Annotated in this window: 24 protein-coding genes; 11 read left to right on the top strand and 13 right to left on the bottom strand. The window is 63.1% G+C overall.

The annotated features are described in order from the left end of the window. Positions 1–46 precede the first annotated feature (46 nt). The 5 genes from G7016_RS04165 to G7016_RS04145 all read right to left on the bottom strand — a co-directional run bounded on the left by G7016_RS04165 (position 47) and on the right by G7016_RS04145 (position 5,174). Positions 47–2,488, bottom strand: a complete 2,442-nt coding sequence (locus tag G7016_RS04165) for an EAL domain-containing protein (RefSeq protein ID WP_181111573.1) — start codon at positions 2,486–2,488, stop codon at positions 47–49. 151 nt (positions 2,489–2,639) lie between these two features. Then, positions 2,640–3,272: a DsbA family protein gene (locus tag G7016_RS04160; protein ID WP_181111572.1), complete on the bottom strand. Its 633-nt coding sequence runs from the start codon at positions 3,270–3,272 to the stop codon at positions 2,640–2,642. A 3-nt stretch (positions 3,273–3,275) separates the two neighbouring features. Continuing rightward, positions 3,276–4,214 (bottom strand): oxygen-dependent tRNA uridine(34) hydroxylase TrhO, encoded by a 939-nt coding sequence (gene trhO / locus G7016_RS04155; RefSeq protein WP_181111571.1) that lies wholly within the window; start codon positions 4,212–4,214, stop codon positions 3,276–3,278. 124 nt (positions 4,215–4,338) lie between these two features. Next, on the bottom strand, positions 4,339–4,632 hold the full coding sequence (locus G7016_RS04150) for a BolA family protein (RefSeq protein ID WP_181111570.1): 294 nt from the start codon (positions 4,630–4,632) through the stop codon (positions 4,339–4,341). Between the two features lie 5 nt (positions 4,633–4,637). Next, entirely contained in the window at positions 4,638–5,174 is a 537-nt protein-coding gene (locus G7016_RS04145) for a DUF2059 domain-containing protein (RefSeq protein WP_181111569.1), read from the bottom strand. A gap of 178 nt (positions 5,175–5,352) precedes the next feature. On the opposite strand from G7016_RS04145, the gene G7016_RS04140 reads away from it, so the two are divergent. Together G7016_RS04140 and G7016_RS04135 are read left to right on the top strand one after the other, a co-directional pair. Beyond that, entirely contained in the window at positions 5,353–6,747 is a 1,395-nt protein-coding gene (locus G7016_RS04140; protein WP_181111568.1) for a class II fumarate hydratase, read from the top strand. Between the two features lie 71 nt (positions 6,748–6,818). Further along, positions 6,819–7,031, top strand: a complete 213-nt coding sequence (locus G7016_RS04135; RefSeq protein WP_181111567.1) for a DUF6316 family protein — start codon at positions 6,819–6,821, stop codon at positions 7,029–7,031. 125 nt (positions 7,032–7,156) lie between these two features. Here the strand turns inward: G7016_RS04135 and G7016_RS04130 are convergent, their stop codons facing one another. Next, positions 7,157–7,582, bottom strand: a complete 426-nt coding sequence (locus G7016_RS04130) for a VOC family protein (RefSeq protein ID WP_181111566.1) — start codon at positions 7,580–7,582, stop codon at positions 7,157–7,159. Between the two features lie 56 nt (positions 7,583–7,638). After that, complete coding sequence (gene pap / locus G7016_RS04125) at positions 7,639–9,126, bottom strand: polyphosphate:AMP phosphotransferase (protein ID WP_181111565.1); 1,488 nt, start codon at positions 9,124–9,126, stop codon at positions 7,639–7,641. 81 nt (positions 9,127–9,207) lie between these two features. On the opposite strand from pap, the gene mnmC reads away from it, so the two are divergent. The 6 genes from mnmC (at position 9,208) to G7016_RS04095 (ending at position 18,451) form a co-directional block, all read left to right on the top strand. Beyond that, a complete protein-coding gene (gene mnmC / locus G7016_RS04120) occupies positions 9,208–11,187 on the top strand; it encodes a bifunctional tRNA (5-methylaminomethyl-2-thiouridine)(34)-methyltransferase MnmD/FAD-dependent 5-carboxymethylaminomethyl-2-thiouridine(34) oxidoreductase MnmC (RefSeq protein ID WP_181111776.1) in 1,980 nt (659 codons plus the stop codon). Between the two features lie 122 nt (positions 11,188–11,309). Beyond that, positions 11,310–13,097: a sensor domain-containing phosphodiesterase gene (locus G7016_RS04115; RefSeq protein WP_181111564.1), complete on the top strand. Its 1,788-nt coding sequence runs from the start codon at positions 11,310–11,312 to the stop codon at positions 13,095–13,097. A 244-nt stretch (positions 13,098–13,341) separates the two neighbouring features. Then, positions 13,342–15,114, top strand: a complete 1,773-nt coding sequence (locus G7016_RS04110) for an N-acetylglutaminylglutamine amidotransferase (protein WP_181111563.1) — start codon at positions 13,342–13,344, stop codon at positions 15,112–15,114. A gap of 3 nt (positions 15,115–15,117) precedes the next feature. Beyond that, a complete protein-coding gene (gene ngg, locus G7016_RS04105) occupies positions 15,118–16,863 on the top strand; it encodes an N-acetylglutaminylglutamine synthetase (protein WP_181111562.1) in 1,746 nt (581 codons plus the stop codon). A gap of 94 nt (positions 16,864–16,957) precedes the next feature. Then, the gene (locus G7016_RS04100) at positions 16,958–18,133 is read left to right on the top strand and encodes an osmoprotectant NAGGN system M42 family peptidase (protein WP_181111561.1); all 1,176 of its coding nucleotides are present in this window, start codon (positions 16,958–16,960) and stop codon (positions 18,131–18,133) included. Positions 18,134–18,220: 87 nt separating this feature from the next. Further along, positions 18,221–18,451: a YheU family protein gene (locus G7016_RS04095; protein ID WP_181111560.1), complete on the top strand. Its 231-nt coding sequence runs from the start codon at positions 18,221–18,223 to the stop codon at positions 18,449–18,451. Between the two features lie 6 nt (positions 18,452–18,457). Here the strand turns inward: G7016_RS04095 and csrA are convergent, their stop codons facing one another. The 3 genes from csrA to G7016_RS04080 all read right to left on the bottom strand — a co-directional run bounded on the left by csrA (position 18,458) and on the right by G7016_RS04080 (position 20,144). Further along, the gene (csrA, locus tag G7016_RS04090; protein ID WP_181111559.1) at positions 18,458–18,652 is read right to left on the bottom strand and encodes a carbon storage regulator CsrA; all 195 of its coding nucleotides are present in this window, start codon (positions 18,650–18,652) and stop codon (positions 18,458–18,460) included. A 318-nt stretch (positions 18,653–18,970) separates the two neighbouring features. After that, a complete protein-coding gene (locus tag G7016_RS04085; protein WP_181111558.1) occupies positions 18,971–19,300 on the bottom strand; it encodes a YnfA family protein in 330 nt (109 codons plus the stop codon). A 37-nt stretch (positions 19,301–19,337) separates the two neighbouring features. Next, positions 19,338–20,144, bottom strand: a complete 807-nt coding sequence (locus G7016_RS04080; protein ID WP_181111557.1) for an SDR family oxidoreductase — start codon at positions 20,142–20,144, stop codon at positions 19,338–19,340. Positions 20,145–20,348: 204 nt separating this feature from the next. Here G7016_RS04080 and G7016_RS04075 point away from each other — a divergent pair, with 204 nt between their 5' ends. The 3 genes from G7016_RS04075 (at position 20,349) to G7016_RS04065 (ending at position 21,254) form a co-directional block, all read left to right on the top strand. Next, a complete protein-coding gene (locus G7016_RS04075) occupies positions 20,349–20,501 on the top strand; it encodes a DUF3309 family protein (RefSeq protein ID WP_040262120.1) in 153 nt (50 codons plus the stop codon). A gap of 161 nt (positions 20,502–20,662) precedes the next feature. Then, on the top strand, positions 20,663–20,941 hold the full coding sequence (locus G7016_RS04070; protein WP_181111556.1) for a type II toxin-antitoxin system RelE/ParE family toxin: 279 nt from the start codon (positions 20,663–20,665) through the stop codon (positions 20,939–20,941). A 7-nt stretch (positions 20,942–20,948) separates the two neighbouring features. Then, positions 20,949–21,254, top strand: a complete 306-nt coding sequence (locus G7016_RS04065) for a HigA family addiction module antitoxin (RefSeq protein ID WP_181111555.1) — start codon at positions 20,949–20,951, stop codon at positions 21,252–21,254. 198 nt (positions 21,255–21,452) lie between these two features. On the opposite strand, the gene G7016_RS04060 is transcribed toward G7016_RS04065, so the two are convergent. The 3 genes from G7016_RS04060 to G7016_RS04050 all read right to left on the bottom strand — a co-directional run bounded on the left by G7016_RS04060 (position 21,453) and on the right by G7016_RS04050 (position 24,394). Further along, complete coding sequence (locus G7016_RS04060) at positions 21,453–23,111, bottom strand: cation acetate symporter (RefSeq protein WP_181111554.1); 1,659 nt, start codon at positions 23,109–23,111, stop codon at positions 21,453–21,455. Beyond that, positions 23,108–23,419, bottom strand: coding sequence for a DUF485 domain-containing protein (locus tag G7016_RS04055; RefSeq protein ID WP_181111553.1), 312 nt, complete (start codon positions 23,417–23,419; stop codon positions 23,108–23,110). The genes G7016_RS04060 and G7016_RS04055 overlap by 4 nt, the downstream gene beginning before the upstream one ends. Before the next feature lie 123 nt (positions 23,420–23,542). Then, positions 23,543–24,394 carry a glycine betaine ABC transporter substrate-binding protein gene (locus tag G7016_RS04050; protein ID WP_181111552.1) on the bottom strand — a complete coding sequence of 284 codons (852 nt, stop codon included), beginning with the start codon at positions 24,392–24,394 and terminating at the stop codon, positions 23,543–23,545. Positions 24,395–24,636: the final 242 nt, after the last annotated feature.

Raw genomic sequence — 24,636 nt, 5'->3', positions numbered from 1 at the left:
ACTTCCTTTCTGTTGGTGAAAAACTACCGCATGCATCCACAACGATTCACGGCGTCGCACGGGCCTTGGCCGCGCTCCTGAGGCTTTCGCAGGTAAACAAGCGAGGGCGCTCGATCAGGTAACCCTGGGCATAATCCACCCCTATCTCCATCAAGGCTTGCTCGATCAAGGGCGTTTCAACGAACTCGGCGATGGTGCGCTTGCCCATCACATGGCCAATGTGATTGATCACTTCCACCATTGCCCGATTGATCGGATCGTCGAGCATGTCCTTCACGAAGCTGCCGTCGATCTTGAGGAAGTCCACCGGCAAATGCTTGAGGTACGCGAAGGACGACATACCGGCACAGAAGTCATCAAGCGAGAACAGGCAACCCAGGGCTTTGAGCTCATTGATGAAACGGATGGCGCTGCCGAGGTTCGAAATGGCGCTGGTTTCAGTGATTTCGAAGCAGATCAAATGCGGCGCAATGGCGAACCGCCGGAATTGTTCGCGCAGATAATCAAGGAAATCGTCGTCGCCGATACTGATCCCGGACAAGTTAATGGCACATATCGCCAGCGGTTCGTCGCCGCCCTGATCCATGGCCTGGCGAATGATCCCGAACACGCTCTTCACCACCCAACGGTCCAGGGCCGTCATCAGGCCATAGCGCTCCGCCGCGGGAATAAAGGTGTCCGGGAGGATCATTCGCCCGCTCTCGTCGTGCAGGCGCAGCAGGATTTCCACGTGCCGCGCATGGCTGCCGCCGTGGCGCTCGTTGCCCAACAAGGCGATCTCTTGGGCGTAGAGGGTGAACCGGTCCTCTTCCAGGGCCATCCGCAACCGCTGTATCCACGCCATTTCCCCGAAGCGGGTGGACACCTCGGAATCGTCGGCGTGGTACACCTGAACCCGGTTACGGCCTTTTTCCTTGGCCATGTAGCAGGCCATGTCGGCGGCGCGCAGAGAAAGCTCGAGGGTGGCCGGCAGCAGGTTGAGGTGCACCAGGCCGATACTCACCGAGGTCATGAACGGCCGGCCCTTCCATACGAAGTGCAGGCTATGCACGCTTTCGCGCAGGTATTCGGCAATGCGTTCGGCCTGCTCGGGCGGGCAGTCCTCCAGCAATACACCGAATTCGTCGCCGCCCAGGCGCGCCAGGGTATCGGTTTCGCGCAGGCCGGAGGCAAGCACGGCACAAATGTGCCGCAGCAACTCATCTCCCGCTGCGTGGCCGCAGGTGTCATTCACCAGCTTGAACTGATCAAGGTCCAGGAACATCAGCGAGTGGCGGCCCTTGCCACTGGCCATGCGGGCAAGGGCCTGTTCCAGCCGCTGCTCGAACTCACGGCGGTTGGCCAGGCCGGTCAAGGCATCATGGCTGGCCTGCCAGGACAGGTTGGCGATGTATTGCCGCTCCTGGGTCATGTCGTGAAGCACCAGCACCGCCCCGCTGATCCGCCCCTCCGTGCGGATAGGCGCGCCTACCAGCGTTACCGAGACCGTGCTGCCATCCAGCCGCTGGATCAACTTGGCATGCTCGCTGCCCCCCTTGAGCTGGCCACCGAGGATGCGTTCGATCAGGGTGAAGCTGTCCTGCTCGGCGTTTTCGTCCAGCAGGTTGAACAGCGCCGCCAAGGGCAAGCCCGCTGCCTGCTCGGCTTTCCAATGGGTGAGCTGCTCCGCCGCCGGGTTCATGTAGGCAATGGCGCCGGTTACGTCGGTGGCGATCACCCCGTCGCCGATAGACGCCAGGGTCACTTGCGCCCGCTCCTTCTCAAGCTGCAGCGCGGCGGCCATGTTATGGCGCTGAATGAGCAGCTTGCGGGTGATCCACAACGCCAGCCCGATCAGCACGAAGGCGGTGATCAGGTTGGTGGCGATCAACAGCCGCTGGAGTACCCGCGAACCCTCGCCCAGCGCATCGCTGAATGCCTTGGCTGCCGGCGTAACGGCATCGTTGAGGGCCACGATTTCGCCCTTCCACCGCGTCATGTCCGCGTTGGACGCCGTACCCGCCTCTATTGCCCCATGCATCTGCATGGCGATGCTGTCGAGCTGGTCCAGGTAGCGGTCACCAATGGTCCAGAGCTCTATGGCGCGGGAGAAGTAGGAAATGTGACGGAAATTCAGGAACAGCCAGATCACTCCATCGAAGTCATCCGGGTGCGTGCCGCCCTGCAACAAGCCACGTCGAGCCTGCTCCACATCCGGGTGCGGCTGGTCCAGGGCAAAGCGCAGGTCGCGGCTGCCTTCTGGTACCGCCATGGCCGCGCGGTATTTGTCGAACACCTGTTCGTCGCGGTTATCGGCGTAGAGGCTCAGGTAGAAAATGGCGTCTTTCTGGCCCTTGGACCACAGGCTTTCGCCCGCGACATACCCGCGAACGGCCGACAGGGCGTAGAGGCTGATGCAGCCGAGCAATGCCAGAAGCAGCACAACGGCGATGAATGGCCAGGCAATGCTGATGAGTCTTGGCGTTTCGAGCGTCCGATTCTGCTTCATGTGATCCTTTACAACGCAGAGCCGGGACACACGCGAACCACGTCCCGGCACACATTCAGCGCAGCGCGGCCAGCACTGACAGCACTTGCGGCCCTGCTACACCTTTATCCGTGCCCAGGCCGCGCCCGGGGGCGAAGCGACACCGGGGCGACTATAGCGCGGCGGCACGTTCTAGCCAACGTGCCAGCAAGGGCGCCAGTTCCTCTAATGGCTGGTAGCCATTAGTGAGCAAGGCGAACTGGCGGTCGCGTTCGGCAAGCAACGTAGGAAAGCCAGAGATACCCAACGAATGTGACCAGCTGAAGTCGTCCTGAGTGGCCTGAGCCGTGGCGGCGAGGTCGAAGGTTTCGGCAAAGCGGATGCGCGAGATGCCTGCGGCTTCGGCCACATCCACGAGCGTGGCGGTACGGGTCACGTCCAGGCCATCGCGATAGAACGCCTGGGCAATCCCCTTGGCCATGGGCCAGGCCAATTGCTCATTTATCCGCCGCACGGCAACCACGGCCCGACAGGCGGGCTCGGTGTCGTATACAAACCCAGGCGGCATTGCCCCCTCGAAGCGAAAAGGTTGCCCGGTGGCCGCCTCGACACTGTGCCAGTGCTCGAGAATGCGCTCACGGGTACCGCTGTCGAGTGCCGTCTGGCCCGTGCGCAGCCCGCCGAGCACCAAGTGGGTATGGATCCCGGCCTCTGCCGCCTGGTCGATGAGCGCCTGTACCGTAGGGGCAAAGCCCCAGCACCAGGAGCACAAGGGGTCCATCACATATACCAGACGGCTGGACATGGCTCAGGCCTCGGTGGTTTTGCGGTAGTTGTAGCCGATAGGGTGGGGCTGGTTGCGCGCCTTGGCCAGCTCGATCTGCTTCTGCCGGTCGATGGCGCTGCGGCGGGTTTTCTCGCTCAGGCTGTCCCAGCAGTGCCCACAGCTGATACCGGGCGCATAGTGCGGGGATTGGCGATCCTCGGCGCTGATCGGCATACGGCAGGCGTGGCACTGATCATAGTCGCCTTCGGTCAGGTCGTGACGCACCGTTACGCGATTATCGAAAACGAAGCAGTCGCCCTGCCACTTGCTTTCTTCCTGAGGCACTTCTTCAAGGTATTTGAGGATGCCGCCCTTGAGGTGGTACACCTCCTCGAACCCCTCGCCCAGCATGTAACTGGAGGCTTTTTCGCAGCGGATGCCGCCGGTGCAGAACATCGCTACCTTTTTATGGCGGGCCGGGTCGAAGTGCGCCTTGATGTACTCCGGGAACTCACGGAAGGTTTCGGTCTTCGGGTCGATGGCGCCCTCGAAGGTGCCGATGGCTACCTCGTAGTCGTTGCGGGTGTCGATCAGCAGCACTTCGGGGTCGCTGATCAAGGCGTTCCAGTCCTGCGGCTCTACGTAGGTGCCCACGCGCGTGTTCGGGTTCACGCCCGGCACGCCCAGAGTGACGATTTCCTTCTTGAGCTTGACCTTGGTGCGGTAGAACGGCTGCTCGTCGCAGTACGATTCCTTGTGGTCCACATCAACCAGGCGAGGATCGCTGCGCAGCCAGGCCAGCAGGTTGTCGATCGCACCACGGGTGCCGGAAACCGTGCCATTGATGCCTTCGTTGGCCAACAGCAGGGTGCCTTTGATGTCGTTGTCCAGCAGCACCTTGAGCAGGGGCTCGCGCAGCTCGACGTAGTCTTCGAGGGTGACGAACTTGTACAGCGCCGCCACGACGATAGGGTGAGTCATCTTTGCTTCTCCAGGTGGTCGCCCTCGCAAAGGGCGGACCAGGCAGGTCACGAATACGCGCGCCGGGCAGGCCCGGGCGGCGCGCATTCTAGCAAAGGGACAAGCGCCTGTGTGTTGCCGCGGATCAATGCCCGCCCGCGCACACCGGCGAAGCCGGCGCCACGCCTTGTGCCGCCCACTCCTCAGGGGTGTAGGTGTGCAAGGCCAGCGCATGGAACTCCCCCATCAGCTCGCCCAGCGTGCCGTACACCAACTGGTGGCGCTTCACGCTGTTCAGCCCCTGGAAGCGCTCGCTCACCACCACGGCCTTGTAGTGGGTTTGCTGGCCACGGCTGTGCATGTGGCTTTCATCCAGCACTTGCAGGTGCTGCGGCTGCAACAGGCCCAGTGTGTGCTCGATGCGGGTTTGCAAGGTCATGGCGGTTACTTCTTCTTGGCGGGCTCGGCACCCTTCGCCGCGTCGTCGGCCTTGGGCGGGGTGATTTCAGCAGTCATGTCGGCAAGCAGCTTGTTCACCACCGGCACGGCAGGCTCCAGGTGCTGCTGGCTCAGCTCCACCGACTGCTGGGTGACCTTGGGCATGGTCTGCAGCACTTTCTGCCCCAGCGGCGACTTGTAGAACTTGACCAGGTCCTTCAGCTCCTGCTCGCTGAAGTTGTCGGTGTACAGCTTGATCATGTCCGGCTTGACCTTGTCCCAGCCAATGGCCTGGTCCAGCGCGGCGTTGGCCTTGGCCTGGTAGCTTTCCAGGGTGGCCTTTTTCGACTCAGGAGCGTTGGCCTGGGCGAAACGCTGGGCAAACATCTGTTGCACCTGCATGTACACCGGCGTGCCGAGCTTGTCCGCATGGGCCATCATCAGGAAGGCTTCCGCGCTGGCGTTGTGGCTGGCGGTATCGGCCATCACCGGCCCGGCGCAGGCCAGAACGGCCGCTGTGCAAAGGGCGCGAACTCGATTCATCGGTTTTCCTTACTGTGGCGATTGGGGCAAACCCCGGAGCAGGCCATTCTGCGCCCAACCCAACCGGCCACTCAACCCTCACTGACGAGTGCCAGCCCGCAGAAGTGCCGAAAACAGGGAACCCCGCCCGCTGGAATGCGCCTAAACTGGCTGTCGAACCTGCACGAGCGAGAACGCAATGACCCGCATCGAAACAGACAGCATTGGCCAGATCGACGTCCCCGAAGACTGTTACTGGGGCGCACAAACCCAGCGTTCGCTGATCAACTTCGCCATTGGCGAGCAGCGCATGCCGCTGGACGTGGTGCACGCCCTGGCGCTTATCAAGAAGGCTGCGGCCCGGGTCAACAGCCGCAGCGGCGACCTGCCTCCGGATGTTGCCAACCTGATCGAGCAAGCCGCCAACGAAGTGCTGGCGGGCGGGTACGATACCCAATTCCCCCTGGTGGTGTGGCAAACCGGCAGTGGCACCCAGAGCAACATGAACGTGAACGAGGTGATCGCCGGGCGCGCCAACGAGCTGGCCGGCCAAGGCCGCGGCGGCAAGAGCCCGGTGCACCCCAACGACCACGTGAACCGTTCGCAAAGTTCCAATGACTGCTTCCCTACGGCCATGCACATCGCGGCGGCCAAGGCAGTGCAGAACGACCTCTTGCCCGGCGTAGCGGAGCTTTCCGCAGGCCTGGCCGAGCTGTCGGCGCGCCACATGCAGCTGGTGAAAACCGGCCGCACCCACATGATGGATGCCACGCCTATTACCTTTGGCCAGGAGCTGTCGGCGTTCGTCGCTCAGCTCGACTACGCGCAACAGGCGATCCGCACTGCCTTGCCCGGCGTGTACGAGCTGGCGCAAGGCGGGACCGCCGTGGGCACAGGCCTGAATGCGCCGTCCGGGTTTGCCGAGGCCATTGCCGCGGAAATCGCGGCGCTGTCGGGCCTGCCCTTTGTGACCGCCCCGAACAAGTTTGCGGCCCTCTCCGGCCATGAGCCGCTGGTCACCCTCGCGGGCGCACTGAAAACCCTGGCCGTGGCCCTGATGAAGCTTGCCAACGACCTGCGCCTGCTGGGCTCGGGCCCCCGCGGTGGCCTGGCCGAGGTACGGTTGCCGGCCAACGAGCCTGGCAGCTCGATCATGCCGGGCAAGGTGAACCCTACCCAATGCGAGGCGCTGTCCATGCTGGCGTGCCAGGTGCTGGGCAACGACGTGACCATTGGCATCGCGTCCAGCCAGGGCCACCTGCAGCTGAACGTGTACAAGCCGGTGATCATCCATAACCTGCTGCAATCCATTCGCTTGCTGGCTGACGGCTGCCGCAACTTCAATACCCACTGCATCGCCGGGCTGGAAGCCGATGCCGACAAAATGGCCGAGCATCTGGAACGCGGCCTGATGCTGGTGACCGCGCTCAACCCGCATATCGGCTACGACAAGGCCGCGCAGATCGCCAAGAAGGCGTATGGTGAAAACCTGACCCTGCGCCAGGCCGCGCTCGATCTGGGCTACCTCACCGATGAGCAGTTCGACCAATGGGTACGGCCCGAGAACATGCTCGGCGCCGGTAGCCAAGGCTAACGTTGCCCTCCCCTGCCCGCCGCTTTGGCGGGCAGGCACACCTTCGGCTTTCAGTTCGTTCGGAGATCACCATGTTCGGCAAACGCGCAGAAGAATCCGCTCCCGCCACTCACTTTCGCAGTGATCGGTTCACCCTGATCAACGGCAACTTTTTCTTCAGCACCCGGGAAAATACCCTCGAAGGCCCCTTCCCCAGCCGGGAAGAAGCCCTGCGGGAAAGCGAGATGTATATAGAACGTACCGCTGGCCATAGCCGCAATCCAGAACTGCCGCAGAGCGCGTAGCGATTCATTCGCGAGCTAACGCCGGATGGCCGGCCCCGCCGCTTCCAACAAGTTCAAACGTGCACCTGTGGGAGCTGGGGGGCCGGCCATCCGGCGAAGCCGCAGGCGGAGCTCGCGAATGAGGGCTACACAGCAAACAGCTGGCTCATGTCCTTGAACGCCTTGAACTCCAGGGCATTGCCGCAAGGGTCGAACAGGAACATGGTCGCCTGTTCGCCCACCTGCCCTTGGAACCGTACGTAGGGCTCGATCACGAAGCGCGTTTCCCGCGCGCGCAGGCGGTCGGCCAAGGCCTCCCATTCTTCCCAACCCAGCACGATGCCGAAATGCGGCACCGGCACGTCGTGGCCGTCCACGGCATTGGTGTGGGCGGCCTCCTGGGAAGCGGTGCGCGGGTGTTCGTGGATGACCAACTGGTGGCCGTAAAAGTTGAAGTCGACCCAGTGATCGCTGGAGCGACCCTCCGCCAGGCCGAACACTTCGCCGTAGAAGTGCCGGGCAGCGGGCAGGTCGTAAACCGGGATAGCCAAGTGGAAAGGCGACAAGCTCATGGTGGTGTCCTTGAACAGTGCTGGAGGCCCATCCATCGCTCAAAGCCCGGCATAAGTCAACGGTGCTTACGGAAAGCCTTCTCCAGGGCGTCGTTGATCGTGCGCAATACCTTCACCCGCGCCCAGCGCTTGTCATTGGCCTCGATCAGCGTCCACGGCGCGATTTCAGTACTGGTGCGGTCGACCATATCGCCCACAGCCTCGCGGTATTGCGGCCACTTGTTACGGTTGCGCCAGTCGTCCTCGGTGATCTTGTAGCGCTTGAACGGCGTTTCTTCGCGCTCCTTGAAGCGGCCCAGCTGGGTTTGCTCGTCAATCGCCAGCCAGAATTTCACCACCACCACCCCGGCGTCGGTCAGTTGCTCCTCGAAGTCGTTGATTTCGCTGTACGCACGCAGCCAGTCCGCCGGCTGGCAGAAGCCCTCCACGCGCTCCACCAGTACCCGGCCATACCAGGAACGGTCGAAGATGGTGAATTGCCCGCGCGCCGGGATGTGCCGCCAGAACCGCCAAAGGTAGGGCTGCGCACGTTCTTCTTCGGTGGGGGCCGCAACGGGGATGATGTGGTACTGGCGCGGGTCCAGCGCGGCCGCTACCCGGCGGATGGCGCCACCCTTGCCGGCAGCGTCGTTGCCCTCGAATACCGCCACCAACGCGTGTCGGCGCATGTGCTTGTGGCGCAACAGCGTGGCCAGCCGCGCCTGTTCCTCGATCAGCTGCTGCTGATAGTCGCTTTTGTCCAACGCCAGGCTCATGTCCAGCGCGTCGAGCAAGGTGCGCTGGTCGAGGCTGTCGCCCAGTGGCGTCACGGCCTGTTGAACCGGCTGCTGCGGGGCATTCAATCGGGCCTGCAGGCCTTCGAGCAGGATCTTGCCCACGGCCAGGCTGCGGTAATTGCTGTCGTGCCCCTCGATCACGTGCCAGGGTGCGTACTCACGGCTGGTGCGGCGCAACACGCGCTCGCCGTAACGCACAAAGCGGTCGTAGGTTTTCGATTGCTGCCAATCCAGGGGGCTGATGCGCCAGCTGTGCAAGGGGTCGTCCTTGAGCGACTTGAGCCGGTGTTTCATCTGCTTCTTGGACAGGTGGAACCAGAATTTGAAGATCAGCGCGCCCTCATCGCAGAGCATCTGCTCCAGCCGTTCGGCCTGGTTGATCGCCTGGTCCAGCACGGCGTCCTTGAAGTGGCCATGCACGCGGCCCTGGATCATCTGGCTGTACCAATTGCCGAAGAACACCCCCATTCGCCCCTTCGCTGGCAGCTGCCGCCAGTAGCGCCATACCGGTGGGCGGGCCAGCTCTTCATCCGTTTGCTGATCGAACGTGCGCACCTCGATCAGCCGTGGGTCCATCCATTCGCTGAGCAGCTTGACGGTTTCGCCCTTGCCCGCGCCTTCAATGCCGTTGATCAGCACGATCACCGGAAAGCGGCCCTGCTCCTTGAGTTCGTATTGCGCTTCCAGCAGTGCCTGGCGTAACGCGGGCACCGCGGCCTTATAGGTTTCATCGTCCACGGCATGGCCGATCTCGGCGGATTCAAACATGGGTGACCTCCCTTGGCTGCTTATCTGGACAGCGCCTTGTGGCAGAATGCTGCGCCCGTTCGAAGCCGATCCCTCAAGCCCATGCCCAGCGCTATCACCCCTGCCCAGCTCGACTGGGACGAAAACGGCCAACCGCGTTCCCGCGTGTTTGGCGACGTGTATTTTTCCAGCCAGGCGGCGCTGGAGGAAACCCGTTACGTATTCCTCGAGCAGAACCGCTTGGAAGCGCGCTTCGCCGCGCTGGCGGACGGGGAGCACCTGGTGATCGGTGAAACCGGCTTTGGCACGGGCATGAACTTCCTCGCGACCTGGCGGCTGTTCGACGCTATCGCCAGGCCAGGCGCGCGGCTGCATTTCGTGAGCACGGAAAAATACCCCCTTACCCGGGACGACCTTCAGCGGGCGCTGGCGCTGTGGCCTGAACTCGCACCCTGGGCGGCTCAGCTACAGGGGGCTTACCAGGCCATTCACCCCGGGTCGCAGCGGCTGGCGTTCGCGCAGGGGCGGGTAACCCTGACCCTGCTGATCGGCGACGCCCAGGCCCAGCTGAGTCAACTGAGCGCAAGGGTGGACGCCTGGTTCCTCGATGGTTTCGCCCCTGCGAAAAACCCGGACATGTGGACGCCCGGACTGTTCGCCGAGGTGGGGCGGCTGTCGCATGAAGGCACTACGCTCGGCACCTTCAGCGCGGCGGGAATGGTGCGCCGTGGCCTGATCGCAGTGGGCTTCAAGATGAAAAGGCTGCCAGGCCAGGGCAAGAAATGGGAAATCATGCGGGGGGACTTCATCGGTGCTCCGGATGCCGCCGCCACCTCTACCGCCAAGCCTTGGTTCGCCTACCCGCCAACAGTACCGGGGCCCCGCGAGGCGCTGGTGATCGGTGCCGGGCTGGCCGGCTGCGCCACGGCGTACAGCCTGGCCGTGCGCGGCTGGAAGGTCACCCTGCTGGAGCGCCATGGGCAGATCGCCCCCGAAGCCTCGGGCAACCCGCAGGGCGTGCTGTACCTCAAACTCTCCGCCCACGGCACCGCGCTGTCACAACTGATCCTTAGCGGTTTCGGGTATACCCGCCGCTGGCTGGAACGCTTGCAACAAGGTAGCGATTGGGAAGGCTGCGGCGTATTGCAATTGGCAACCACGGCCGCCGACACCTCGCGCCAGAACGCCTTGGCCGATGCCTTTGCCCCGGAACTGCTGCGCCTGGTAAGCGCCGCTGAGGCCAGCAGCCTTGCAAACGTCCCCCTGCCAGCCGGTGGCCTGTACTTTCCGGAAGGTGGCTGGGTGCACCCGCCAGCTTTATGCGCAGCGCTGGTCGCTCATCCTGGCATCACGGTAAAGCCTCATCAGGACGTGCTGCGCCTGGAGCGAGTGAACGAGCGCTGGCGCGCCTTGGCCGGCAATGAAGTACTCGCCAGCGCCCCTGTCGCAGTACTGGCGTGCGCGGCGCAGGTGCGTGCCTTCGAATACACGGCCGACCTGCCACTCAAGCCGATACGGGGGCAGATCACCCGCCTGCCGGCCACCGCTGAAAGCAAGGTACTGAGCACCGTAGTGTGTGCCGAAGGCTACGTAGCACCGGCGCGGCTAGGCGAGCATACCCTTGGCGCGAGCTTCGACTTCCAGCGCCTGGACAACGAACCCAGCATTGCCGAGCACACCCAGAACCTGGCACTGCTCGAGGGCATTTCACCTGACCTGGCCCGGCGCCTCGCCCCGGCTGCGCCTGAACACCTGGATGGCCGGGTGGGCTTGCGCTGCACCAGCCCGGACTACCTGCCCATCGTGGGCCCGGTGGCCGATACCGCTGCCTTCAACCAGGCTTATGAGGCGCTGCAGCGCAACGCCCGTGCAGCCTGTGACGCGCCATGCCCCTGGCTGCCAGGGCTTTATGTAAACAGCGGGCACGGTTCGCGAGGGCTGATTACCGCCCCGCTGTCGGGTGAACTTATTGCTGCCTGGCTCGAGCATGAGCCGCTACCGATGCCCGTCAATGTCGCCGAAAGCTGTCATCCGAACCGTTTCAGCGTACGAAAACTATCCAAAGGCGCGGTAAAAAGCTGACCCGGCCCTGCCTCCGACCGATGGCACCTGCAGGATAGGCTAACGCGGCCGATACGCTGTAGCATGAGAGGGCATTCTGATATCACAGACCCAATCCCCTCGCCCGCAGCGGAAAATACCTGATGATCCAGCCACCGCCGATGCCGATCAACGAAGCAGCCCGCCTGCGTCGTGTAGCGGAGCTCTGCCTGCTCGAGGGCACGCAGGACCCGGTATTCGAAGACATCGTCGAGCTGGTGCAGGATTACTTCAACGCGCCTATCGCCCTGATCTCGATCCTCGAAGAGCACCGGCAGTGGTTCAAGGCCAGCCGCGGAATTTGCGCGCAGGGGACCCCGCGGGATGTGTCTTTCTGCACCTACGCGATCCTCTCGGACGAGTTGTTCGTTGTACCGGATTCACACCTGGACGAACGCTTTTGCCAAAATCCCTTGGTTACCGGTACGCCGGGCATCCGGTTTTACGCCGGGATGCCGCTGATTACCGAAGACGGGCTGGGCCTGGGCAGCCTCTGCGTGATCGACACCCAGCCACGCCCTCCGCTTACGCCACGTGAAGAGGCCGCACTCCGCCGCTTCGCCGCGTTGGTGATGCAACGAATTGCCACATCGCGCGCCTTGAACTTCCACGACCCGCAAACCGGCATGCTCAACCGGGCCCGGCTGGAGCAAGACATCATCAGCCGTCGCGGCCAGGCAGCGCAGTCGCTGGTGGCCATCGACATGGTGTCGCCGCAGATGCTCAACGACATCGTTAAAGCGCTGGGGTATCAGTTCTCCCAGGACCTGATGCTCGCCATGCGCGATGAGCTGGCCGCGGTGCTGCCCGCGCACACGGCCATCTACCGGGTCAGCCAGACCCGCTTCGGTTTCTTCCTGGACAGCCACCGCGGCGCCGACGCCGATACGCTGTTCGCTGACGTGGTGCAGCGGTTCAAGCGGCCACTGATGTGCGCCGGCATCCCGATCCAGACGCAAATCGGTATCGGCGCCATTGAACTCACCGCCGCCCAGGCCAGCCTGCCGGACTGGCTGCGCATGGTGGTGAGCGCTTCGGACGATGCCCGCACCAAGGGCCAGGGCTGGTGTTGGTACCAGCCCGGGCTGGGGCGTGCTCAGCAACGCGCGTTCATGTTACTGAGCGCGCTGGCAGAAGCCATGCAAAGCCCTGAGCAACTGCGCCTGGCGTACCAGCCACGGTTCGACGCCAATACCGGCGACATGCTTTCAGTGGAAGCCCTGCTGCGTTGGGAACACCCGTTCCTCGGCGCGGTAAGCCCGGCCGAATTCATTCCGCTCGCCGAGCGCACGTCGATGATCCGCCCGCTCAGCCTCTGGGTGGTCCGCCAGGCCGTGGAACAAGCCAGCCAATGGCACCGCCTTGGCCAAAGCCTGAAGGTATCGGTCAACGTATCGGCTGAAGACCTGGATGGTAGCCAGTTCACCGATGCCCTCCTCGCCCTGCTAGCCGAAAGCGGCTTGCCGCCCGAATTGCTGGAACTGGAATTCACTGAAAGCGCCTTGTGCCAGAGCCCCGAACTGGTTCGCGAGCAGCTTGAGCGGCTGCGGCTGATCGGTATCGACGTGGCCATCGACGACTTCGGTACCGGCTACAGCAACTGGACCTACCTGCGTCAGCTGCCTGCCACAGCGGTAAAGCTGGACCGCTCGCTGATCTGCAACATCGGCAACGACGACCGCGACCGCCGCCTGGTGGAAACCCTGATCGGCCTGGGCCTGCGCCTGGGCTATCGCATCGTGGCCGAAGGCATCGAATCCGCCGACACGCTGGAAATACTGCGCCGCGCGGGGTGCCATGAAGTGCAAGGCTTCTATTTGGCGCGGCCGATGGAACTCGATGCGCTGGAGGCTTGGCGGCAGGGGCTTCAAGCCCTGGGGGCCGGACGGTAGCCGTTCTTAAGTACCCCGTCGCGGCCAAGGCCGGCTGCTACAGGGGCAAGGCGAACGGAACGATCCGATGCCTCCGGCCCTCCAACAAGCCAAGCCCCTGCCAGCGTGACGCCGCCGCAGGGCCCCTGCGCTACTGGCTGAATACGCCGTGCGCGATCTGGCTTGTGTCTGATTTTTCGTTTTCCAGGCGCATCGCCCGCACGTCCCCAGTAGCGCGAAAACCTATAGCAAAGGTTCAAGCTACATGTGTGGAATCGCAGGAGAGTTTCGTTTCGACCGCCAGCCGGCCGACCTCGGCGCCATTGAGCGCATCACCCACCACCTCGCCCCGCGCGGCCCGGATGCGTGGGGTTTTCATAGCCAGGGGCCGATTGCCTTCGGCCACCGTCGCCTGAAAATCATGGACCTGTCCGACTGCTCCGCGCAGCCGATGGTCGACGGCCAGCTGGGCCTGGCGCTGGCCTTCAACGGCGCCATCTACAACTACCCAGAGCTGCGCAAAGAGCTGGAAGCGCTTGGCTACAGCTTCTACTCCGACGGCGACACCGAGGTGCTGCTCAAGGGCTATCACGCCTGGGGCGAGGCCATGCTGCCCAAGCTCAACGGCATGTTCGCCTTCGCCGTGTGGGAGCGGGACAACCAGCGCCTGTTCCTGGCCCGCGACCGCCTGGGTGTGAAGCCGTTATACCTGACCCGCAACGGCAGCCGCTTGCGCTTCGCCTCCGCCCTGCCCGCCCTGCTCAAAGGCGGCGATATCGACCCGATGCTGGACCCGGTCGGCCTCAACCACTACCTGAACTTCCATGCCGTGGTACCCGCGCCTCGCACCATTCTCGCCAATGTGCAGAAGTTGCCAGCGGCCACCTGGATGCGGATTGACGCCGACGGTACCACCGAGGAGAAGGTGTGGTGGACGCTGCCTTATGGCCCCTCGGCGGAAGAAAGCAGCCTGAACCTTGAAGGCTGGGTGGACCGCGTATTGGATGCCACCCGTGAAGCCGTGGCCATCCGCCAGCGCGCCGCGGTGGACGTCGGCGTGCTGCTCTCCGGCGGCGTGGACTCCAGCATGCTGGTTGGCCTGCTGCGCGAGGTGGGCGTGGAGGACCTCTCCACCTTCTCGATCGGTTTTGACGATGCGGGCGGCGAGCGGGGCAACGAATTCGAATATTCGGACCTGATCGCCCGCCATTACGGCACCAAGCATCATCAGCTGCGCATCGCCGAGGGGGAGATCCTCGATCAGTTGCCGGCCGCCTTCCGCGCCATGAGCGAACCGATGGTAAGCCACGACTGTATCGCCTTCTATCTGTTGTCTCGCGAGGTCGCCAAACACTGCAAAGTGGTACAGAGCGGCCAAGGTGCGGATGAGCTGTTCGCCGGCTATCACTGGTACCCGCAAGTAGATGGCGCCAGCGACCCGTATGCCGCGTATCGCAAGGCCTTCTTCGACCGCGACTACGCCGAGTACGCCGACACCGTGCAGCCGCGCTGGCGCCTGGACCACGACGCCGCGGGTGACTTCGTTCGCGAGCACTTCGCCATGCCGGGCGCCGATGCCGCCGTGGACAAGGCGCTGCGCCTGGACAGCACCGTGATGCTGGTGGACGACCCGGTCAAGCGGGTGGACAACATGACCATGGCCTGGGGCCTGGAAGCACGCACGCCGTTCCTTGATTACCGGCTGGTGGAGCTGTCCGCGCGCATTCCTGGCCAGTTCAAACTGCCAGGCGGCGGCAAACACGTACTCAAGGAGGCCGCGCGGCGGGTGATCCCCAGCGAAGTGATCGACCGCAAGAAGGGCTACTTCCCGGTGCCCGGCCTGAAGCACCTGGAAGGCGCGACCCTGGGTTGGGTGCGCGACCTGCTGATGGACAGCAGCCACGACCGTGGCCTGTTCAACCCTACCCGCATCGATGCCCTGCTGACCGACCCACACGGCCAGTTGACCCCACTGCACGGTTCCAAGTTGTGGCAGTTGGCGGCGCTGAACCTGTGGCTCAGTGAACAAGGAATCTAAGTTATGAAAGCCCATCCACACTCCGTCAGCCAGCGCCTGCAACGCGGCCAGCCACCGTCCTATGAACGCCTGCAGGCCATGTGTGCCGAAGACGGCGTGCCGTTGGCCGACAGCCCTCGCCCCTTGCACTGCGGCTGGGGCCGTTTGCTGATGGGGCACACCTGGCCGTCGCCCCAGGAGCTGGCGACCGAACTGCTGCAAGAGCGCCCGGGTGAACGCGACATCGCGCTGTACGTGGCGGCGCCCCAGCAAGTATTGGCCCAGGCCCCGCAACAGCTGTTCCTCGACCCGTCCGACACCCTGCGGCTGTGGTTCAACGATTACCGCCCGGCGCAGCGGGTGTTTCGTGGGTTTCGCATCCGCCGCGCCTGCACCGAGCACGACTGGGAAGCGATCAACCAGTTGTACCGCAAGCGCCGCATGCTGCCGGTGGACCCGGCGCTGCTCACGCCCCGCCACCAGGGCGGGCCGGTGTACTGGCTGGCCGAGGATGAAACCGACGGCAGCGTGATCGGCAGTGTGATGGGCCTGAACCATCGCACCGCTTTCCAGGACCCGGAAGGCGGCAGCAGCCTGTGGTGCCTGGCCGTAGACCCCCGCTGCACCCGCCCTGGCGTGGGCGAAGTGCTGGTGCGCCACCTGGTAGAGCACTTCATGGGCCGGGGCCTGAATTTCATGGACCTGTCGGTGATGCACGATAACCGCCTGGCCAAGAACCTCTACGCCAAACTGGGCTTCCGCACGCTGCCTACCTTCGCGGTGAAGTGCAAGAACAGCATCAATCAGAAGCTGTTTTTAGGCCCGGGGCCGGCTGCGGACCTGAACCCCTATGCGCGCATCATCGTCGACGAGGCTTACCGCCGCGGTATCGATGTACATGTGGACGATGCCGAGCATGGGCTGTTCACCCTCAGCCATGGCGGCCGGCGGATTCGTTGCCGAGAGTCCCTTTCCGACCTCACCAGTTCTATCAGCGTGATGCTGTGCCAGGACAAGAGCCTCACCCACAAGGTGCTGGCGGCGGCGGGCCTGTCATTGCCCGCGCAACAACTGGCCGGCAGCGCGGACGACAACCAGGACTTCCTCGAAGAGCACGGCCGCATTGTGGTCAAGCCGCTCGATGGCGAGCAAGGCATGGGCGTGGCGGTGGACCTGCGCACCCTCGAAGATGTGCAGGCCGCTATCGAGGCTGCCCGCCAGTTCGACAGTCACGTGTTGCTGGAGAGCTTCCATGAAGGCGCCGACCTGCGCATTGTGGTGATCGGCTTTGATGTGGTCGCCGCCGCGATCCGGCGCCCTGCCCAGATCGTCGGCGACGGTCAGCACAACATCCGCGAGCTGATCGAAGCGCAAAGCCGCCGCCGACAGGCTGCCACAGGCGGAGAAAGTCGGATTCCGCTGGACCGGGAGACCGAGCGCACCGTCCAGGCCGCCGGGTATGAGTACACCAGCGTGTTGCCCAAGGGCGAAACCTTGGCGGTGCGCAAGACAGCCAACCTGCATACCGGCGGGCACCTGGAGGATGTGACTGACATCCTTCACCCAGTGCTTCGCGAGGCGGCAATCAATGCGGCGCGCGCCCTGGACATCCCTGTGGTGGGCCTGGACCTGCTGGTGCCGGCCGCCGATCAGCCTGAGTATGTGTTCATCGAGGCCAATGAGCGGGTTGGCCTGGCCAACCATGAGCCCCGCCCTACCGCGGAACGCTTCGTGGATTTGCTGTTCCCACATATACAGCCTGCGCGCTGACGACGCGCGCCCGTGGCTGCGGGCGCCACCTTGCCCTTGCAGCGCCCGCCAAGGCCTGCAAGCGGCCCTTGCGTATCCTCCGAGGAGAGAACAGATGTCGAAAATCCCCGAACCGGATATGAATTATCTGCGCAAAGTGCTGCTGGAAATGCTGGCGATTCCCAGCCCCACCGGCTTCACCGACACCATCGTGCGTTACGTTGCCGAGTGCCTCGAGGGGCTGGGTATTCCGTACGAACTCACCCGCCGCGGCACCCTGCGCGCCACCCTCAAGGGCAAGCACAGCTCGCCCGACCGGGCCATTTCCTCCCACTTGGACACCATAGGGGCCATCGTGCGGGTGATCCAGGACAACGGCCGCCTGGGCCTTGCGCCGGTAGGCTGCTGGTCCAGCCGGTTCGCCGAAGGCAGCCGGGTGAGCGTATTCACCGACAACGGGATCGTGCGCGGCAGCGTGTTGCCCTTGATGGCTTCCGGGCACGCTTTCAATACCGCCATCGACCAGATGCCGATCACCTGGGACCATGTGGAGCTACGCCTGGACGCGTACTCCGCCACCCGCGCAGATGCCGAGGCGCTGGGCGTGAACATCGGCGACTTCGTGGCGTTCGACCCGCTGCCGGAGTTCACTGACAGCGGCCACATCAGTGCGCGCCATCTGGATGACAAGGCTGGCGTGGCTGCGGTGCTGGCGGCATTGAAGGCGATCGTGGACAGCGGGGTAGAACCGCAGATCGACTGCCATCCGATATTCACCATCACTGAGGAAACAGGCTCCGGCGCGGCAGGAGCACTGCCGTGGGACGTGAGCGAATTCGTGGGAGTCGATATTGCGCCGGTCGCGCCGGGCCAGCATTCGAGCGAGCACGCGGTGAGCGTGGCCATGCAGGATTCCAGCGGCCCCTATGACTATCACCTGTCGCGCCACCTGTTGCGCCTGGCGCAGGACCACGCGCTGCCGGTACGCCGTGACCTTTTCCGCTACTACTACAGCGATGCCCACTCGGCGGTCACCGCTGGCCATGACGTTCGCGCGGCCCTGTTGGCCTTTGGCTGTGATGCCACCCATGGCTACGAGCGTACCCATATCGACAGCCTGGCCGGGCTCAGCCGCCTGCTCGCCGCTTATATCCTCAGCCCGCCCGTGTTTGCCAGTGATGCCGACCCGGCGAATGCCTCGCTGACCAAGTTCAGCAAGCAGATCGAACATGAGGCCCATATGGCGAATGACACCCGCGTGCCGGCCGTGGACGAAATCATCGGCAAGTGACTGCTCAACGGACAGCGGTCGTTACAACGCGATGGCGCCTGGCGGTTGCGGTAAGCTAGGCACCATCATTTTCAACGGTGCAATGCTGTGCTGATTCCTTACGACCAACTCGCTCCGGACACCCTGAATCGGCTGATCGAAGACTTCGTGACCCGGGACGGGACCGATAACGGCGACGAAACCCCTCTGCAAACCCGCGTGCTGCGGGTTCGCCAAGCCTTGGCCAAGGGCCAGGCGTTCATCCTGTTCGATGCCGACAGCCAGCAGTGCCAGCTGTTGGCGCGCCACGATATCCCCAAGGAATTGCTGGAGGATTGACCGGCCTCAGCGCCCGGCAGCGGCCAGGCGCTCGTTGCGCTCGAGCACTAACCGCTTGTAGATCTCGGCCCGGTGAACCTCCACGGAGCGCGGCGCGGCGATACCCAGCCTCACTTGGCCGCCAGTGGACGACAGGATCTTGATGCGGATGTCATCGCCGATAATGATTTCCTCACCGGCGGCTCGGGTCAGTACAAGCATGGTATGCGTCCTTTCATGGGTGGAAACCGGAGCCTGCCTTGGATTGCCGGGCGTTTCAACGCGCCAAGGGATGAATACGCGCTCTGGAGCGAAAATTGGACTCTTTCCTACAACATTCCGTGCAAATCCGTGCACGTTCTGTACCTGTCACTAACATTCGCGAGCTCCGCCGGGTGGCCGGCCCCGCCACTTCCCACAGAGGTACAAGCTCCCTCAGCATATCAGGATGAACCCAGTAGGAGCCGGGTGTAGCCGAAGGCGGAACTCGCGAATAGGGGGTTAAGCAAACTGCTCAAGACAGATGCTTCCTATTGGATGTCAGGAAGAAAACCTGGGCCCGAACAGCACCAGGCTCGCACCCAGCAGGCAGATGCCCACCCCTACCCAATCACTGAGCAGCGGCCGGCTTCGCTCCACGAACGCCAGCCAGCCCAGCGAGGTGGCGATGTACACGCCGCCGTATGCCGCGTAGGCACGGCCGGCATAGGCCGCCTCCACGCGGGTGAGCAGCAGCGCGAAGCAGGTAAGGCTCAGCAACCCGGCAACGGCCCAGGCAGGGCTATTCCCTAGCCGCAGCCACAGATAAAAACCATAGCAACCGGCGATCTCGAACACCGCCGCCAAGGCAAACCACAGGTAATTGAGCACAGCAGCCCCCGTCAATGAGCGAAGCCGCCAGCATACGTCAACCGCGGGCCTTGGCCCTCATCCGGTCCGCCATGTGCGCCATCTCGGCATACAGTGGCTCCGGGTTCCGGCATTTACCGGCCCAGGCTTCGCGGCCCGCTTCATGGGGCAGGATCATGAATGCGCCCTCGGCCACCTGCTGATAGAGGTATTCGGCGATGTCGGCAGCGCTGATAGGCGAGCCTTCCAGCAGCTTGCCCACGGCGGCTTTCATTTCCGGCGTAGGGCCGCGGAAGGAATCGAGCAGGTTGGTCTGGAAGAACGACGGGCACAGCACGTGGACCTTCACCCCCTGGCCGCGCAGTTCCACCCTCAGGCTTTCGGACAGCGCCACCACGCCGGCCTTGGCCACGTTGTAGTTGCTCATCCCCGGGCCCTGCATCAGCGCGGCCATGGACGCCACGTTGATGATCCGCCCCTGACTGCGCAGGATCAGCGGCAGAAACGCCTTGCAGCCCTTCACCACCCCCATCAGGTTGACCGAGAGCTGCCAGTCCCAGTCTTCCAGCGACAACTCCTCGAAGAACCCGCCGGATGCGACCCCGGCGTTGTTCACCAGCACGTCGATCCCGCCCAGTTGCGCCTCGCAGGCTTCGGCAAAGGCGCTCAGCTGGCTATAGTCGCGCACATCGCAGCGGCGGATGAAACCGTCACCGCCTTCGGCCCGCACCAGGCGCAGAGTTTCTTCGAGCCGGCGTTCATCCAGGTCACACAGGGCCAGCTGCCATCCCTCTCGCGCCCAACGCTGGGCGATTTCGCGGCCCAGCCCAGACCCGGCGCCGGTCACCATCATGCGGTTGCTCATGCTGCATCTCCTGGCTGCAATTGGAGCAAGCCTAGCCGCGCCCCTGCTACTGTATAAGAATCATCAGCGCGCTGAATGCCGGGACCGGCTTGGCGGTATTTCAAACTTTTTGCGCGCTTCAGGATCGTACTAACAAGCGGAAGGCAAATGCCCCGCCCCAACCGCGGCAGCTGCCGCACAGGGTCCAAAAAAAGGAAATCCGCCATGGGCACCATACTCATCATCATTCTGATTCTGCTGCTGATCGGTGGTCTACCCGTCTTCCCCCACTCGCGCAGCTGGGGTTACGGGCCGTCCGGTATCATCGGTACCGTGCTGATCATCCTGCTGATCCTTGTGCTGCTCGGGAAGATATAGCCCGCTCAGGCCTGGCCTGAAAAAAACAAAACCCCGAGCGGTGGCCAGCCCACCCTCGGGGTTTTTGTTTGCATGCCTATGTGCTTAGCTGATCTGTCGTTTGCAAATCCGGTCGCGCGGGGTATATTAACGCCTAACGTTAAGGGTTAAGCGTCAAAACGATGATTGTCAGCTTTAACTGCAAGGACACCGAGGTACTGTTCGTCACCGGACGTACCTCGCAGTGGTCAGGAATCGCCAATGTCGCCACGCGCAAGCTTCAAATGGTAGCCGCTGCTTCACAACTGGTTGATCTCCGGGCGCCACCAGGCAATCGGTTGGAGGCATTGCGCGGAAACCGCGAGGGGCAGCACAGCATACGTATCAATGACCAATGGCGCGTATGCTTTGTGTGGACCGAAAATGGCCCGGCTAACGTGGAAATTGTGGATTATCACTGAGGTTTTTATGTTCAAGAATGGCATGCGCCCTATTCACCCGGGCGAAATCCTCCGAGAAGAATTCATGGTGCCCATGGGGCTTTCCGCTTCGGCATTGGCTCGTGCGCTCGGTGTCTCGGCACCCACTGTGAATGACATAGCTCGCGAACGGCGGGGCATCTCAGCCGATACAGCTCTGCGGCTTTCCCGCTGCCTGGGTACAACGCCAGAATTCTGGGTAAACCTGCAGGCCAGCTACGACTTACGCGTGGCGGAGATTGAAAGCGGAGAGATGATTTGTCGACAAGTTGCGCAGTTAGTGGCTTGTGCCTGAGGGCGTTTTCCCGGCCTGAAAAAAACAGAACCCCGAGCGGTGGCCAGCCCACCCTCGGGGTTTTTGTTTGTCTTCCGAGAACCGCGTCCATCACCTCTGATATCAGCCGGCCGTAAAAAAAAACAACCCCCACTCGAAAGCGGGGGTTCATGGTCCGGCAGGGCCCTGCTTACACAGGGCAACGCAACTCAGGCTTGATCAGTGAGACACCGCCCCACTGGCGCCCAGGCCGGTTTGCGAGCGAACGAATTGCGGGTAGAACCGCGCACGCTCTTCTTCGCCCGCCGCGGACTTGTCCGTGATGGAGAAGAACCAGATACCGATGAACGCCACGGCAATGGAGAACAGCGCCGGGTATTCGTACGGGTAGATGGGCGTGGCATGGCCGAGGATCTGCACCCAGATGGTCGGGCCCAGGATCATCAGGCCGACGGCCGTGATCAGCCCCAGCCAGCCACCGATCATCGCGCCGCGGGTGGTGAGCTTTTTCCAGTACATGGAAAGCAGCAGCACCGGGAAGTTACAGCTGGCGGCAATGGAGAACGCCAGGCCCACCATGAACGCGATGTTCTGCTTCTCGAACAGAATGCCCAGGCCGATCGCCAGCACGCCCAGGGCAATGGTGGTGATCTTCGAAACGCGGATTTCATCCTTCTCGTTGGCGTTGCCTTTCTTCAGCACCGACGCGTACAGGTCGTGGGACACCGCCGATGCACCGGCCAGGGTAAGCCCGGCGACCACCGCCAGAATGGTGGCAAACGCCACCGCCGAAATGAAGCCCAGGAACACGCTGCCACCCACGGCGTTTGCCAGGTGCACCGCTGCCATGTTGTTGCCGCCCAGCAGGCCGCCGGTAGCGTCTTTGAAGTCCGGGTTGGTGCTTACCAGCAAGATCGCGCCAAAGCCGATGATGAAGGTAAGGATGTAGAAGTAACCGATAAAGCCTGTGGCATAGAGCACGCTCTTGCGGGCTTCCTTGGCATCGCTCACGGTGAAGAAGCGCATGAGGATGTGCGGCAGGCCAGCGGTACCGAACATCAGCGCCAGACCGAGGGAGAACGCCGAGATCGGGTCTTTCACCAGGCCGCCGGGGCTCATGATGGCCTCGCCTTTGGGGTGAACCTTGATCGCTTCGGAGAACAGGGTGTTGAAGTCGAAGTTCACGTGCTTCATCACCATCAATGCCATGAAGGTGGCACCGGAGAGCAACAGCACGGCCTTGATGATCTGCACCCAGGTGGTGGCCAGCATGCCGCCGAACAGCACGTACATGCACATCAGAATGCCCACCAGCACCACGGCAACGGCGTAATCCAGGCCGAACAGCAGCTGGATCAACTTGCCTGCGCCTACCATTTGCGCGATCAGATAGAACGCCACCACCACCAGCGAGCCACAGGCCGACAGGGTGCGGATTTCCATCTGCTTGAGCCGATAGGACGCTACGTCGGCGAAGGTGTACTTGCCCAGGTTGCGCAGCCGCTCGGCGATCAGGAACAGGATGATCGGCCAGCCCACCAGGAACCCGATGGAGTAGATCAGCCCGTCATAGCCGGAAGTGAACACCAGCGCCGAAATGCCCAGGAAGGACGCCGCGGACATATAGTCGCCGGCAATCGCCAGGCCATTCTGGAAGCCCGTGATGCGCCCACCGGCTGCGTAGTAGTCCGACGCCGAGCGGTTGCGCTTCGACGCCCAGTAGGTGATGCACAGGGTGGCGGCCACGAACAGCACGAACATGGCGATGGCGGCAACGTTCAGGGGTTGCTTTTGCACCGCCCCGGCGATGGCATCGGCCGCCATGGCTGACGGGGCAAGGGCCGCGCCGGCGAGTACCGCGAACAGGCGACGGCTCATTGCTGCACCTCCTTGAGCAGCGCGCGGTTCATGTCGTCGAATTCGCCATTGGCGCGACGCACGTAAATAGCGGTGAGCACGAAGGCGGAGAGGATCAACCCCACCCCCAGCGGGATGCCCCAGGTAACAGACGATCCTTCACTCACCGGCGTGCCCAGCAGGCGCGGCCCGTAGGCAATCAGCAAAATGAAGGCGGCGTAGAGGCCGAGCATGATCGCCGAAAGTATCCAGGCGAAACGCTCGCGTTTTGCAACGAGCTCCTTGAAGCGGGGGTTGTTCTGTATTACGAGATAAATGCTGTCGTTCATTGTTTTTGTCTCCGCAGCACGGTTTTAGTGGAACCTTAGCCACTGTATTCCCCGTACTGCAGAACAATAGACGACCTTAGTCGTAAGGGTGGGCTGGCCTGGCCCACCCTGATCAAGCGCTTACTACTTACCGGTCCACTCAGCCACACGTTGCGGGTTCTTTTCGACCCATGCCTTGGCCACCGCCTCGGGCTTGCCGCCGTTCTGGATGGCCAGCATTACTTCGCCGATTTCGTTGGCGTCTTTCCAGGAGAACTTCTTCAGGAACGCCACCACTTCCGGTGCCTTGGCGTCCAGTTGCTTGCTGCCCACGCTATCCACGTGTTCGGCGGCGCCATACACGCCTTTCGGGTCTTCGAGGAAGCGCAGCTTCCACTTGGCGAACATCCAGTGAGGCACCCACCCCGTAACAGCGATGGACTGCTGCTTGTCATAGGCCCGGCCCAGTTCGGAGGTCATGGCCGCGCCGGAACTGGCCTGCAGCTTGTAGCCGTCGAGGGCGTAATCCTTGATGGCCTGGTCGGTCTTGAGCATTACACCGGAGCCGGCGTCGATGCCTACGATCTTCTTGCCGAAGCTGTCGTCGGTCTTCAGGTCTGCAAGGGTTTTAGCCTTCACATAGTCAGGCACGATCAAGCCGATCTTGGCGTCGTTGAAGTTGGGGCCGTAGTCGACCACCTTTTCCTTGTTCTTTTCCCAGTACTCGCCGTGGGTCACCGGTAGCCAGGCCGAGAGCATCAGGTCCAGCTTGCCGGTGGCAATGCCCTGCCACATGATGCCGGTGGCCACGGGCATGAGTTTCACGTCGTAGCCCAGTTTCTGTTTGATCACCTCCGCCGCCACGAAGGTGGTGGCTACGCTGTCCGACCAGCCATCCACATAGCCTACGCTCAGCTCGGTCTTGGCACTGGCCAGGCCCGAGCCCATTGCCAGCACCAGTGCGGCCCCCGCTCCCCATAGTGTTCGCGCTTTCATGTTCGCTCCCCATCAAGATGTAGGCGTGGCTCACGGCGGTGCGCGCTTGCACGCTAAAAGCTCCCCCGCCGAAGCACCCGCGGCCGGCACGCTGCCGACAGGCTGATCATCGGCCTGTGGCCGCTTGCATCCGGTTCTGGGTGCGACCTGCAACGGGCGATCCGCGACAGCAGTTAGCCACCAGCGCAATTACCGCCGCGCCTTCGCCCATTACTTGCATGCTGGAATTGCCGCCCCGCTTG

It is taken from the genome of Pseudomonas japonica, assembly GCF_013522925.1.
Taxonomy (GTDB): domain Bacteria; phylum Pseudomonadota; class Gammaproteobacteria; order Pseudomonadales; family Pseudomonadaceae; genus Aquipseudomonas; species Aquipseudomonas japonica_A.
This window is presented reverse-complemented; position numbering and strand designations above follow the sequence as displayed.